This is a genomic window from Paraburkholderia fungorum, from assembly GCF_046027605.1.
GTDB lineage: Bacteria > Pseudomonadota > Gammaproteobacteria > Burkholderiales > Burkholderiaceae > Paraburkholderia > Paraburkholderia fungorum_F.
Window position 1 is genome coordinate 195066 of record NZ_JAQQEF010000015.1, and the last position, 12480, is coordinate 207545.

The 12480-nt window shown below is 64.1% G+C and carries 11 protein-coding genes; 9 read left to right on the forward strand and 2 right to left on the reverse strand.

All coding sequences use genetic code 11. The annotated features are described in order from the left end of the window. Positions 1–107: 107 nt before the first annotated feature. Positions 108–1667 carry an ABC1 kinase family protein gene (locus PQR53_RS24310; RefSeq protein ID WP_408459543.1) on the reverse strand — a complete coding sequence of 520 codons (1560 nt, stop codon included), beginning with the start codon at positions 1665–1667 and terminating at the stop codon, positions 108–110. A 173-nt stretch (positions 1668–1840) separates the two neighbouring features. Here PQR53_RS24310 and PQR53_RS24315 point away from each other — a divergent pair, with 173 nt between their 5' ends. Then, complete coding sequence (locus PQR53_RS24315) at positions 1841–2596, forward strand: DeoR/GlpR family DNA-binding transcription regulator (protein ID WP_179737906.1); 756 nt, start codon at positions 1841–1843, stop codon at positions 2594–2596. Positions 2597–2713: 117 nt separating this feature from the next. On the opposite strand, the gene PQR53_RS24320 is transcribed toward PQR53_RS24315, so the two are convergent. After that, a complete protein-coding gene (locus PQR53_RS24320) occupies positions 2714–3826 on the reverse strand; it encodes a 2-aminoethylphosphonate--pyruvate transaminase (RefSeq protein ID WP_408459506.1) in 1113 nt (370 codons plus the stop codon). A 364-nt stretch (positions 3827–4190) separates the two neighbouring features. Between PQR53_RS24320 and phnS the strand changes: the two genes are divergently transcribed. The 8 genes from phnS to PQR53_RS24360 all read left to right on the forward strand — a co-directional run bounded on the left by phnS (position 4191) and on the right by PQR53_RS24360 (position 12405). Continuing rightward, entirely contained in the window at positions 4191–5282 is a 1092-nt protein-coding gene (gene phnS / locus PQR53_RS24325; protein WP_408459509.1) for a 2-aminoethylphosphonate ABC transporter substrate-binding protein, read from the forward strand. Positions 5283–5371: 89 nt separating this feature from the next. Continuing rightward, positions 5372–6472 carry a 2-aminoethylphosphonate ABC transport system ATP-binding subunit PhnT gene (gene phnT, locus PQR53_RS24330; RefSeq protein WP_408459512.1) on the forward strand — a complete coding sequence of 367 codons (1101 nt, stop codon included), beginning with the start codon at positions 5372–5374 and terminating at the stop codon, positions 6470–6472. Beyond that, entirely contained in the window at positions 6450–7397 is a 948-nt protein-coding gene (locus tag PQR53_RS24335; protein ID WP_408459515.1) for a 2-aminoethylphosphonate ABC transporter permease subunit, read from the forward strand. The genes phnT and PQR53_RS24335 overlap by 23 nt, the downstream gene beginning before the upstream one ends. Then, positions 7387–8250, forward strand: coding sequence for a 2-aminoethylphosphonate ABC transport system, membrane component PhnV (gene phnV, locus PQR53_RS24340; RefSeq protein ID WP_408429148.1), 864 nt, complete (start codon positions 7387–7389; stop codon positions 8248–8250). Before PQR53_RS24335 ends, phnV begins: the two co-directional genes overlap by 11 nt. A gap of 75 nt (positions 8251–8325) precedes the next feature. Further along, the gene (locus PQR53_RS24345; RefSeq protein ID WP_408459518.1) at positions 8326–9060 is read left to right on the forward strand and encodes a phosphonate utilization associated transcriptional regulator; all 735 of its coding nucleotides are present in this window, start codon (positions 8326–8328) and stop codon (positions 9058–9060) included. 57 nt (positions 9061–9117) lie between these two features. Then, the gene (gene phnA, locus PQR53_RS24350; RefSeq protein ID WP_408459521.1) at positions 9118–10392 is read left to right on the forward strand and encodes a phosphonoacetate hydrolase; all 1275 of its coding nucleotides are present in this window, start codon (positions 9118–9120) and stop codon (positions 10390–10392) included. Further along, positions 10389–11840: a phosphonoacetaldehyde dehydrogenase gene (gene phnY, locus PQR53_RS24355; RefSeq protein ID WP_323047910.1), complete on the forward strand. Its 1452-nt coding sequence runs from the start codon at positions 10389–10391 to the stop codon at positions 11838–11840. The genes phnA and phnY overlap by 4 nt, the downstream gene beginning before the upstream one ends. Positions 11841–11844: 4 nt before the next feature. Continuing rightward, positions 11845–12405, forward strand: coding sequence for a phosphonate degradation HD-domain oxygenase (locus PQR53_RS24360; protein WP_408459524.1), 561 nt, complete (start codon positions 11845–11847; stop codon positions 12403–12405). The last annotated feature ends 75 nt before the right edge of the window (positions 12406–12480 follow it).

The window sequence follows — 12480 nt, forward strand, 5'->3', positions numbered from 1 at the left end:
TGGAGCGTGCTCTCCTTATCAGCCATCAGGTCAGCGGCATCGGCGTCCCGATGGCATCGCCACATCAGCGGCATCAGCATCCCGCCGGCATTGCCATCAACCGCACCTCACCACATCAACAAAACCGTCCCCGCGCCGAGCACCCCGCCGCACACCGCGCATGCCCACAGCAGCACACGCGTGCGACGATATTCACGGCCGATGTCCAGCATCAGCTGTGCATTCTGCCGCGGCGTGCGGGCGCGGTCGTGCTCGTGCTGCAGGTAGCGCACGGCCAGTTGGGGCACGCGTGGCAGCATATGCGCCAGATGCGGCAGCTCACGCGAGATGCGTTTGATCCAGCCGCGGTGATCCATGTCACGCCGTGCAATCCCCGCCAGCACGCCGCGCGTGACATTCCACGTATCGACGCCCGGATGCAGCGCGCGAGCCAGCATTTCCGCCTGCTGGAACGAGCGCTGCGCGGTGGCGAGATGGCTGGGCACGGTGCCGTCGAACGGGTGCACCGCGTGCAGCAGATGATGAAATAGCGAACCCGCCGAGCGGTCTTCCGGTTCGGCTGCGAAATGCGCTTCGGCGCGGGTGCGCAATTCGGCTTCGAGCATTTCCTTACGCGTGTCGTGCGGCACATGCCCCGCTTCACGATGAAGTTCGGCAAGCCGGCCGTAGTCCTGGTCGAACAGCGCGGTCGCGCCGTGCACGAAGAACTCGCGTTCGCCGGTCGACAGACTCGACATGATCGAAAACTCCGCCAGCACGAGGCGTCCCAGCGTGTCCGGCTCGACGCTCACGCGCACCCGGCGTGCATCGAGCGTCGCGTGAAAGAAGCCGTGCTCGAACGCCTGTTCAGTCACCACCTCGACGATATGCGCGGCCAGCGGCGCGAGCTTGACGTGATGGGCGTGCAGGCCGGGCAGGTCGCTTGCGGCCAGGGTACTGACGCGCTGCATCGTCAGCGTGTGGCTGGTGCACAGGTCCCAGATGACGTCCGGTACGACGATGCGCGTGTCGCCGTCGAAATGATGGCCGGTCTGGCTCAGATTGGCGGCTTCGGCGCGCAGATCGAAGCGGCGCAGGATGTCGTCGGTGAAGGTCTGCGCCAACGTCCGCAGTCGCAGCCGCCGGGCGGATCCGGAAAGCTTCTCCAGCCAGCGCGCGACCCAGCGCAACAGCGCGAGCTCGTCGCCGATCTGTTGTAGCTGTTCGGCGCGCACCAGCTTGATGGCCACTTCGCTATGGCCGTTGACCGGTATGAGCAGCCGCGCGAGATGCGTCTGTTCGGCAAAGCCGCCGCGCACCGGCACCAGGTCGACTGCGCTGAAGAGGCTGGCGAGCGGCCGGCCGAATGCACGCGCCAACGCCTGTTCGGATGCCTGCGGCGGCAACGGGGCTTCGAGATGATCGATCGCGTCGATGGCATCGTGCAGGGTGCCGGTCGCGAGCTCGGGCCGTTCAACCAGGGTCTGCGCGAAGCGGCTCGCGAGCGGTCCGAGCGCGGGCAGCACACCGTGCAGGCGCTCGCTGCTGCGCCCGGACGCATGCACACGGCCGACCAGCTCGATCATCCAGTGCAGTTTGTGGTCGGGCGGGGCAGCAAGCCAGATCAGGCGCGCGCCATAACGCAACGCGTGGAACAACAGGAGTAAACGGCGAAACAGTGGCGGCATCGGCAGTTCGGTTGACGGACTAAGCGGCTTCGACAGGCGTGGGCGCGCGGCCAGGGCGTTCAGGTTAGCAGGTAAGCGCGTCAGGAGGAGCATCCCCGCGCCGCGCGTAATACAATACGCCGGCCTTTCACCTGTGGCGAAACCCAAGCGTGCCGGCTTCCGGCCCTCAACAGATGCTCGCAGAACAACGTCACCAATATATCCTGGCGCAAGTCGCCAAAACCGGCGCGCTCTCGGTCGCTGAACTGGTGCGCGAACTGAATGTGTCGCGCGAGACGATCCGCCGTGATCTGAATGCGCTGGCCGGGCGCGGTCTGCTCGTCACGACCCACGGCGGCGCGCTGTCGAGCGACCGGCGCGAGCCCGACCTCGATACGCGTGAAGCCGCCAACGCTGGCGCGAAGCGGGCGATCGGCGAGCGCGCGGCCGAGTTCGTGCCGGACGGCGCTTCGCTGATCATCGATTCGGGTAGCACCACTCAGGCGGTGGCGCGCGCGCTGCTCGACCGGCATCGCCTGTCGGTCTATACGAACGACTGGCGTATCGCGCTGCTGCTCGGCCGCCGCAACGATAACCGCGTAACACTGCTCGGCGGCGAACTATCGGATATCGAAGACGCCACCTTCGGGCTCGACACAGTCCACCAGCTGACGCAATACCACGCCGACTTCGCCTTTATCGGCGCGGGCGGCATTTCGCCGGACGGCTACCTGACCGACTACAGCCGCATGGCCGCCGAAGTGCGCAGCCGCATGATCGCCGCGGCCGACATGGTGGTGGTCGTCGCCGATCACTCGAAGTTTGGGCGCGTGACGCCGGTGCGTATCAACGGCATCGAGTCGGCGCGTTATCTGGTCACCGAACTGGCGCCGGAGAAGACGCTCGGTAAGGCGATCACGGCGCATGGGCCGGAAATCCTGATCGCCTGAAGCGGAAATGGGTCCAGGCGTCGGAAACCGGGGGAGGCGCCGAACGCGAGCCCTCCCGCCCCACCAGCTCTCATCAGCGGGCCAGTCCCCCCAGTCTGATCGCCATCGCGCCGCGCGTTATCTCACACGGATACCCAACTTCTCGACCGTACGGCCGATCGCGGCCACCGCGTTGCGTAGTTCGTTCTCATCGATCGCACCGATGCAGCCGACGCGGAACGTTTCCATTTCAGTGAGCTTGCCCGGATAGAGCACGTAGCCCGCCTCGCGCACCGCGGCATAAAAGTCCGCAAAGTTCCACGCCGGGTCGCGCGGCGCGTGGAACGTGACGATCACCGGCGCCTGCACTTCAGGCTTCAGGAACGGCTCGAAGCCGAGCGCTTTCATGCCGTCCACCAACGCCGCGCAGTTGCGCCTGTAGCGTGCGCCGCGCGCCGCTTGTCCGCCCTCCGCGATGAACTGATCGAGTGCCCGGCGCAACGCGGCGACCACGTGAGTCGGCGGCGTGAAGCGCCACTGCGTCGTCTTCTCCATATAAACGTACTGATCGTGCAGATCCAGCGCGAGCGATGGCGAGCGTCCTTCGCTCGCTTCCAGCACGCTGCGCCGCACGATCACGAAGCCCATTCCCGGCACGCCTTCCAGGCATTTACCGCTCGCCGAGATCAGCGCGTCGATGCCACCGCGCCGTAAGTCGATCGGCAACGCGCCGAATGAACTCATCGCATCGACGATCAGGGACTTGCCGTGTCGCTGACACACCGCGGCGATATCGTCGAGCGGATTGAGCAGGCCAGCGCTCGTTTCCAGATGCACCTGCGCGACGTGGGTGATGCGCGAATTGCGATTAAAGGCGTCTTCGATCGCGGCGGCGCTGACCGGCTCGTCCTGGCGCAGGGCCAGTTCGACATAAGCGATCCCCATTCGCTGCAAGATTCTGACCAGACGGGCACAATATGCGCCGTTGTTCGGAACCAGCACACAGCCTTGACGCGGCACCAGCGTGCCGAGCGCCGCTTCCACCGCAAACGTGCCGCTGCCTTGAAGCGGCACGCATACATAGTCATTTTCGCCATGTACGATCTTCACCAGCTCGGCGCATACGCCGTGAGTCATGCGGTTGAACGCAGCGTCCCACGAACCCCAGTCGCGCAGCATTGCTTCGCGGGTTTGCGGCGAAGTGGAGAGGGGGCCCGGCGTCAACAGGATTGGGTCGTTTCCAAGGATCACACAGCCTCCGTCAGCAGATGAATGTTCGTCGCCCGCGCCGGGTGACGAAAAGATTGGTTTGGATATTATTGGCGAATTGTGTCATTTTTTGGAAGCCGACAGAATAGTCATGGCGTTGTCATGGAAACCTGTGATCCTTGCCGTGCCCGATCAGGCATGGCAGGCAGCGCGAGTGTCGTAGATGGGCTGTAAGTCAGGCTGGAGAAGAAGCGGCAAAGTTGTCGGCAATCTGCAATCGATACGAAAACTGCACGACAGCTGGCTGCGGGCAACACGCAAGCGGCACGGCGCTATCGCCGTTCAATCACAACAGGTATCGGGAAAATCCCGACCGTCTGGTTTTTTGCCTTTCGGAGAGAGCGACATGACAAAGACGAATTCCCTTCACGCCACGGCGGGCCTCGCACGCAAGCTATTGCCGGCATTGGTCGCCGCCGCAGCGTTCGGTGGCATGGCGATGCAAGCGCACGCGGCTGACGCAGTGGTGCTGTACACCGCCGACGGCCTCGAAAATCTCTACAAGGATGTGCTGCCGGCCTTCGAAAAGAAGGAAGGCGTGAAGGTCAACATCGTCACGGCGGGTAGCGGCGAAGTGGTGAACCGCGCCACTATCGAAAAGGATCAGCCGAAGGCCGACGTGCTCGTCACGTTGCCGCCGTTCATCCAGCAAGCCGACCAGAGCGGCCTGTTGCAGGCTTATCAGAGCGCTAACTACAAGAACGTGCCGGCCATCGCCAAGGCGTCGAACGGTGCATGGGCGACGTTCGTGAACAACTACTTCTCGTTCGCGATCAACCCGGACGTCGTCAAGACCCAGCCGAAGACCTTCGCCGACCTGCTGCACCCGGACTACAGCGGCAAGATCGCTTATTCGAACCCGGCCACGGCTGGCGACGGCATGGCCGTGATCATCCTGACCTCGGCGCTGATGGGCGAAGACAAGGCGTTCGACTACCTGAAGAAGCTCGAACAGAGCGCCAAGTTCCACACCAAGGGCACTGGCTACCTCGACGTGCTGCTCTCGCGTAACGAAATCGCCTTCGCCAACGGCGACTTGCAGATGGATCTGGACGATGCGGCCAACGGCGGTCTGTCGCTCAAGCCGATCTTCCTCGCAGCCAGCGCCGGCGGTAAGCCGACCACCTTCCAGCTGCCGTACGCGATCGGCCTGATCAAGAACGGCCCGAACCAGGCAGAAGGCAAGAAGCTGATCGACTACCTGATGTCGACGGACGTGCAGGCCAAGGTGCCGGACATCTTCGGTATCCCGGCCCGTACCGACGTGCCGCTCACCGGCAAGAACGGCGAAGCCGTCAAGCAGGCCATCGCCGGCGTGACGCTGATTCCGGTGGACTGGAACCAGGTGATGGCGAAGAAGGCTGACTGGACCGCACGCTGGAAGAACGACGTGATCGGTTCGTCGGGCAAGCAGCTCGAAGTCGTCAAGCCGAAGTAAGCCGGACCGTTCGTCATTGAGTCAGGCGGCGCTTCCCGTGTTCGTGCGGGGCGCCGCGTCAGCATTAATCCAGTTGGAGGATGAACCCGGTGAATACGGCCAGTCTCGCTAACCCCGGCGCGCTCGGCGCCTCGCCGGACGCGCTCGACGCCGCGCGTTCGAACACGCCGGGCGGCGTGCAGATCGATCATCTGACCGTGCGGTTCGGAACGCGCACCGTGCTCGATGATCTGTCGCTGACCATTCAGCGCGGCGAACTGCTCACCGTGCTCGGCCGCAGCGGGTGCGGCAAGACCACGCTGTTGCGCTTCATCGCCGGGTTCATTGAAGCGGACGGACTGGCCGGCACCTTGACGGTCGCCGGTCACGATCTGACGCATGTGCCGCCGCACAAGCGCAATCTCGGCTTGCTGTTTCAGAGCTATGCGCTGTTCCCGCATCTGTCGGTGTTCGATAACGTGGCTTTCGGGTTGCGCGCCCGCCGCACGCCGTCGAAAGATGTCGCGCGCCGTGTCGCCGATGCGTTGAAGCTCGTGCAACTGGGCGACGCCGGGCATCACATGCCCGCGCAATTGTCAGGCGGCATGCAGCAGCGCGTGGCCTTGGCGCGCGCGCTCGTGATCGAGCCCGATGTGCTGTTGCTCGATGAACCGCTTTCCGCACTCGACGCCAATTTGCGCGCCTCGGTGCGTTCCGAACTGAAGGCGTTGCACGAGCGCCTGCCGAATCTGACGATCGTCTGCGTGACGCACGATCAGGACGACGCGCTGGTGCTCTCCGACCGTACGCTGCTGATGCGCGAAGGCCGCATCGCGCAACTCGGCACGCCGCAGCAGTTGTACGACGCGCCGAACGACGGCTTCGTCGCGCGTTATCTGGGCGCGGCCAATCTGTTGCCGCCGCAGGTCGCATTCGGTATGGGCGACGTGCGCTACAACGAACGTGACCAGGTGGCCTGCCTGCGTCCGGAAGCGCTGCGCATCGTGCCGCTCGGCGAAGGGCAGTTGCATGGCGCGATTACGTCGGTTGAATGGTACGGCGCGGTGCTGTCGGTGTCGGTCGCTCTGGACGCGATGCCCAACGAGCCTGTGCTGGTCACCATGCAGCGCGGCCACGGCATGATGCCGGAGAAGGGCGCGCGTGTTTCACTGCGTTATGAGGCTGACGATGTCGTCCTTATCAACCCCTGATACGCCCGATTCGATGAGCGCGACGGCCGCCGCCGACGCTCGCCGCACGGCCAGCGCGGCCTCGCACACGGCAGCGGTGAAGCGCCGCGAACGCGCGGCGCAATGGCACCTGCTGTTCCTCGCGGTGGTCGTGCTCGGTCCACTGGTTATTTATCCGCTGGTGCGTCTGGTGCTGCTCAGTCTCACCGGTCCGCATGGTTTGAGCCTGCAGGCCTACTCCGCGTTTTTCGGCAATCCGGAAACGCGCGGCGTGGTCGGCACGACGCTGTGGATTCTGTTTGCCAGTGCGGGGCTCGCGTCCTTGCTCGGCGTCGCGTTGGCGTCGATGCTGTTTTTCAAGCCGTTTCCCGGCGCGCGGATGATCACGCGTTTCCTTGAGCTGTTCGTCGCGTTCCCGTCGTTTCTGGTCGCCTTCACGCTGATTTTTCTGTACGGCTCGCAAGGTTCGGTCAGTATCGGCTTGCAGCGGCTGTTCCATCTCGAGGCGCCGCCGCTCGATTTTCTGTTCGGCGTGGGCGGCGTGATTCTCGCGGAAGTGGTGTTCTACGCGCCGTTCGTCGTGCGTCCGACGCTGGCTTCGTTCGCCACGCTCGACATGCGTCTGATCGAAGCCGCCCGCAGTCTCGGCGCAAGCGGCTGGATGGTCGCGTTCAAGGTGATCCTGCCGCTCGCGTGGCCGGGTATCGCCGCGGGCACGATCCTGTGTTTCCTGCTGACGTTGAACGAGTTCGGCATTCTGCTGGTGCTCGGCAGCGCGCATCTGATCACGCTGCCGGTCGCGATCTACAGTTCCGCGACAGTCGATCTCGATCTGCCAACTGCCGCCGCCGGCGCGGTCGTCATGCTGATCATGTCGTTGTCGCTGTATGCGTTGTACCGCCAGGTCAACCGTCGCAAGGTGAAAGGAGCGGGCCATGGCCGTTGAACTCGACCCGACCGTCCTGCCGGTCATGCACAAGAAGGCGCGGCCGGTGCGCCGCAGTCTGCCGGTGCGCGTGCTCGGCGGCCTGTTTCTCGGCTTCGCCGCGTTGTTGTGCTTCTGGCTATTCGTCTTGCCGGTGCTGGTGGTCGCGTTATCGAGCGTGGCCGGGCACTGGTCGGGCACGATCTTGCCGGACAGTCTCAGCATGCGCTGGTTCGAACGGCTGGGGTCCAGCGACTTCGACGCGCTGACCACGAGCCTGGAAATCGGCATGGGCGTCGCCGTGCTCGGCACGATTCTCGGGCTCTGGCTGGCGCTGGCGCTCGAAGGCCGCGACCGGCGCGGTCTCGGCGCGTTCGTCGACACCATCGCGATGATGCCTAACGGCGTGCCGAGCGTCGTGCTCGGGCTGGCCGTGTTGATCGCGTACCACAAGCGTCCGTTCGATCTGTCGAGCTCGGCGGCGATCGTCGTGTTCGTGCAGCTCGCGCTGGTGCTGCCGTTCTGCTACCGGTGCGCGGCCGCCGCATTGCGCCCGGAATTGACCGTTCTGCGCGAAGCGGCCGCGAGTCTCGGTGCGCCGCCGTCGATGGTGCTGCGCCGCGTCGTGCTGCCGCAACTGGTGCCCGCCATTCGCGCGAGCCTCGCTTTGGGCTTCGCGCTGTCGCTCGGCGAACTCGGCGCCACGCTCACCGTATATCCGCCGGGTTTCGCGACGGTGCCGATCGTCGTGGTCGGTCAGGTGGAGCGCGGTTATTACCTGCCGGCTTCCGCGTTGTCGCTGATTCTGCTGATGGTCTCGCTTGCCGCGCTGCTGCTGATCGCGGCGCGTGTCCCGCGCCGTCGGGTGGACTGACGCGCATCTTCTGAATGTTGTGTTTGCGTGGCAAGCGGCGTGCGAACATATATCGATGTGGCAAAATTTGTCAGAATGACCGAATATATGCAAACTGCTTCTGTCGATCCGATTGAGGTTGTGCGCAGGCATTCGCTGACGACGCTGGTCCGCGACGAAATCGAACGGCACATCATCGAAGGGGCGCTCGAGCCCGGCGACAAACTCAACGAAGCCGACTGGGCCGCGCGTCTGCAGGTGTCGCGCGGGCCGGTGCGCGAGGCGTTCCGCGCGCTGGAGCAAGCCGGCCTTGTGCGCACCGAGAAAAACCGCGGCGTGTTCGTGCGCACGGTGTCGCTGGCGGAAGCGGACGAGATTTATGCGGTGCGTGCGGTGCTCGAAGAGGCGGCGTGCCGGATGCTGGCGGCGCGTATCGATGCACGCGAACTGGCGGCGTTGCGCGAGTGGCTCGACGCGATGCGCGCGGCACTCGACGCGCAGGACCACGATGCCTACGCGCGTGCCAATGTGGCGTTTCACGACGCGATCGTGGCGGCATCGGGCAACGTCAAGCTGTATGAGACGTATCGAAGGCTGGTGAGCGAACTGAGCCTGTTTCGCCGCGCCGCGCTGGTGGTGCATGCCGACGCGATGGAGCGCTCGCTAGCCGAGCACCGCGCGATCCTGACGGCGCTGGCCTCGCGCGACGCCGACCATGCCGCGGCGCTCATGCATGCGCACGTGAATGGCGGCCTGCGGCGCGCGCGTGAGGCGTGCGAACCGGCGGGGCCGTTGAGCGCGGTACGGATGGCGGTGGCATCGAATGATTGAGACTGGTTGCAACGGATTGACTGGAGCACGTGTGCTCTTCACGCATGGAAGATAACGATGGAAAACGCAAATACAAACGCAAGCGCAAGCGAACGTACGATCGAAGTCAACGGCCGCCGCTACCGGCTGCCCTCGCAACCGACCGTGGTGGTGTGCGTCGATGGCTGTGAATACGATTACCTCGAAGCTGCGGTCGCGGCGGGCGTCGCGCCTTTCATCGGCAAGATGATCGAGGGCGGCGCGGTCTTCAAGGGCGACTGTGTGATTCCGTCGTTCACCAACCCGAACAATCTCTCGATTGTGTGCGGCGTGCCGCCCTCGGTGCACGGCATTTGCGGCAATTACTTCTGGGACCCGGACGCAAACGGCGGGGAAGGCGCGGAAGTGATGATGAACGATCCGGCCTATCTGCGCGCGGGGACTTTGCTGGCGGCCGCGGCCGAAGCAGGCGCCGCGGTGGCCGTGGTGACCGCGAAAGACAAGCTGCGCCGGCTGCTCGGCTGGCAACTGAAGGGCATCTGCTTCTCGGCGGAAAAAGCCGACAAGGTGACGCGCGAAGAAAACGGCATCGACGAAGTGCTCGATCTGGTCGGCTTGCCGGTGCCTGACGTGTATAGCGCGGGCTTGTCCGAATTCGTGTTCGCCGCCGGCGTGCGGCTTGCCGAAACCCGCAAGCTCGACCTCATGTATCTGTCGACCACCGACTACATCCAGCACAAATGGGCGCCGGGCACCCAGGGCGCGAACGACTTCTACGCCATGATGGACGGCTACCTCGCCAAGCTCGACGCGCTCGGCTGGGTGATCGGCTTGACCGCCGACCATGGCATGAACGCCAAGCACGAGCCGAAAACCGGCGAGCCGAATGTGATCTATCTGCAGGATGTGCTGGACGATTGGCTTGGGGCCAGCAAAGCGCGCGTGATTCTGCCGATCACCGATCCGTATGTCGTGCATCACGGCGCGCTCGGTTCGTTCGCGACGGTGTACCTGCCGCACGATGTAAGCGTCGGGCAGGTGATCGAGCGGATCGGTGGTTTGCCGGGCATTGAAGTCGTGCTCGACAATCGCGCCGCCTGCGAGCGCTTCGAGCTGCCGAACGACCGCGTCGGCGACATCGTGGTGGTCAGCACCAAACACGTGGTGCTCGGCACGCGTCGCAAGGAACATGATCTGTCCGGATTGACCGTGCCGTTGCGCTCGCACGGCGGGATTTCGGAGCAGGAGGTGCCGCTGCTGTTCAATCGCCGCGTCGAAGGATTGCCCGCCGGTAAGCGGTTGCGCAACTTCGATATTTTCGACGTTGCATTGAATCACGTGTCGGCATCATGAACGCCGTGCTGCGGGACCATCCGGCGTTTCGGGCGGAAGCGCTGCGGCTCAAAGGCGAGCGCGCGACGCGCTCGCGCACGCTCGACGTGTTCGATCCTTATACGGGGACGCGGGTGGGCACCGTCCCATTGGCGAGCATCGACGATGTGCGCGCCGCGTTCGACTATGCCGCCGCGTATCAGGCGACGCTCACGCGCTACGAACGTTCGCAGATTCTCGAGCGTGCCGCGGCCTTGCTGCGGGAGCGCACCGAGGACGCGTCGGACCTGATTTCGCTCGAGTCGGGTTTGTCGAAGCAGGATTCGCGCTACGAGATCGGCCGCGTTGCCGATGTGTTGAAGTTTGCCTCGATCGAGGCCTTGCGTGACGACGGACAGAGTTTTTCCTGCGATCTCACGCCGCATGGCAAGAAGCGTCGTGTGTTTTCGCAGCGTGAGCCGCTGGCTGGGGTGATCGTCGCGATTACGCCGTTCAACCATCCGATGAACCAGGTCGCGCACAAGATCGCGCCTGCGATCGCGACGAATAACCGTGTGGTGCTCAAGCCGTCGGAGAAGGTGCCGCTGTCGGCGCTGTATCTGGCAGACATTCTTTATGAAGCGGGTTTGCCGGCGCCGATGCTGCAGGTGCTGACCGGCGATCCGCGCGAAATCGCCGATGAGCTGATCACGCATCCGCTGGCCGAGCTCGTCACGTTCACGGGCGGCGTGGCGATCGGCAAATATATCGCGGCAAAGGCGGCCTACCGGCGCATCGTGCTGGAATTGGGCGGCAACGATCCGCTGATCGTGCTCGAAGATGCCGATCTCGATCGCGCGGCGACGCTTGCCGTGCAAGGTTCGTATAAGAACTCCGGCCAGCGGTGTACCGCGGTCAAGCGGATCCTGGTGCAAAAGAGTATCGCGGCGGATTTCACCGATCTGGTCGTGGAGAAGACGCGTGCATGGACCTATGGCGATCCGTTCGATGCATCAAATCAGATGGGCACCGTGATCGACGTCGCCGCCGCACAGCTATTCGAGGCACGTGTGAACGAAGCGATCGCGGCCGGCGCGCGCTTGCGGATCGGCAATGAGCGCGTCGGCGCGCTGTATGCGCCGACGGTGCTGGATGGCGTCGATCCGTCGATGGCGCTGGTGCGTGAAGAAACCTTCGGGCCCGTGTCGCCGATCATCACCTTCGACACGCTCGACGACGCCATCCGGATCAGTAACGGCACGCCGTTCGGGCTGTCGTCAGGCGTGTGCACGAACCGGCAGGACGCCATCACGCGCTTCATCAACGAATTGCGCGTGGGGACGGTCAACGTGTGGGAAGTGCCGGGATACCGGATCGAGCTGACGCCGTTCGGCGGCATCAAGGATTCCGGGCTCGGCTATAAGGAAGGCGTTCAGGAAGCGATGAAGAGCTTCACCAACCTGAAGACCTTTTCATTACCGTGGGAGTAAGAGCGTGGCACTGAGTTTGAACGACATCCGTTCGTTATTCGAGAAGTACGGCAGCCTTGCCTACAGCGGTGAGCCTGTGACGCAACTCGAGCATGCGCTGCAGAGCGGTGCGTTGGCGGAACAGGAAGGCGCCGGCGACGACCTCGTCGCCGCTGCGTTTTTGCACGACCTCGGGCATCTGCTGAATCTGCAGGGCGAGACGCCGACGGGGCGGGGCATCGACGATCTGCATCAGTATTTCGCGCTGCCGTTCTTGCGGCCGGTGTTGTCGGATGCGGTGCTGGAGCCGATCCGGCTGCACGTCGACGCCAAGCGCTGCCTGTGTGCAATCGACGATACGTACTTCGGCCAGCTTTCCGCCGATTCGGTGCGGAGTCTGGAGTTGCAAGGTGGCATCTTCAGTAAGGAAGAGGCGGAGGCATTCCTGCAGAAGCCCTACGCGGAAGACGCATTGCGCCTGCGCAGATGGGACGATCGCGCGAAAGAAGAGAGCCGCGCGACGCCGGGTCTCGATCACTATATGAGCATAGTCGAGCGCGTGATGCAGAAGCGCGTGGCTGCCTGAATGAGATGATTTTCGGCTGATCTCCGGGCGTGCTTGTTGCGCCATCTTCGCGCCATTTCTGGCGCATTCCATGCC

Bases quoted from the DNA above. Each gene is read 5' to 3' on its own strand.
- PQR53_RS24345 (WP_408459518.1), top strand. From the start codon at position 8,326: ATGACCGAATATATGCAAACTGCTTCTGTCGATCCGATTGAGGTTGTG.
- phnS (WP_408459509.1), top strand. From the start codon at position 4,191: ATGACAAAGACGAATTCCCTTCACGCCACGGCGGGCCTCGCACGCAAG.
- phnV (WP_408429148.1), top strand. From the start codon at position 7,387: ATGGCCGTTGAACTCGACCCGACCGTCCTGCCGGTCATGCACAAGAAG.
- PQR53_RS24315 (WP_179737906.1), top strand. From the start codon at position 1,841: ATGCTCGCAGAACAACGTCACCAATATATCCTGGCGCAAGTCGCCAAA.
- phnA (WP_408459521.1), top strand. From the start codon at position 9,118: ATGGAAAACGCAAATACAAACGCAAGCGCAAGCGAACGTACGATCGAA.
- phnY (WP_323047910.1), top strand. From the start codon at position 10,389: ATGAACGCCGTGCTGCGGGACCATCCGGCGTTTCGGGCGGAAGCGCTG.
- PQR53_RS24335 (WP_408459515.1), top strand. From the start codon at position 6,450: ATGTCGTCCTTATCAACCCCTGATACGCCCGATTCGATGAGCGCGACG.
- PQR53_RS24310 (WP_408459543.1), bottom strand. From the start codon at position 1,667: ATGCCGCCACTGTTTCGCCGTTTACTCCTGTTGTTCCACGCGTTGCGT.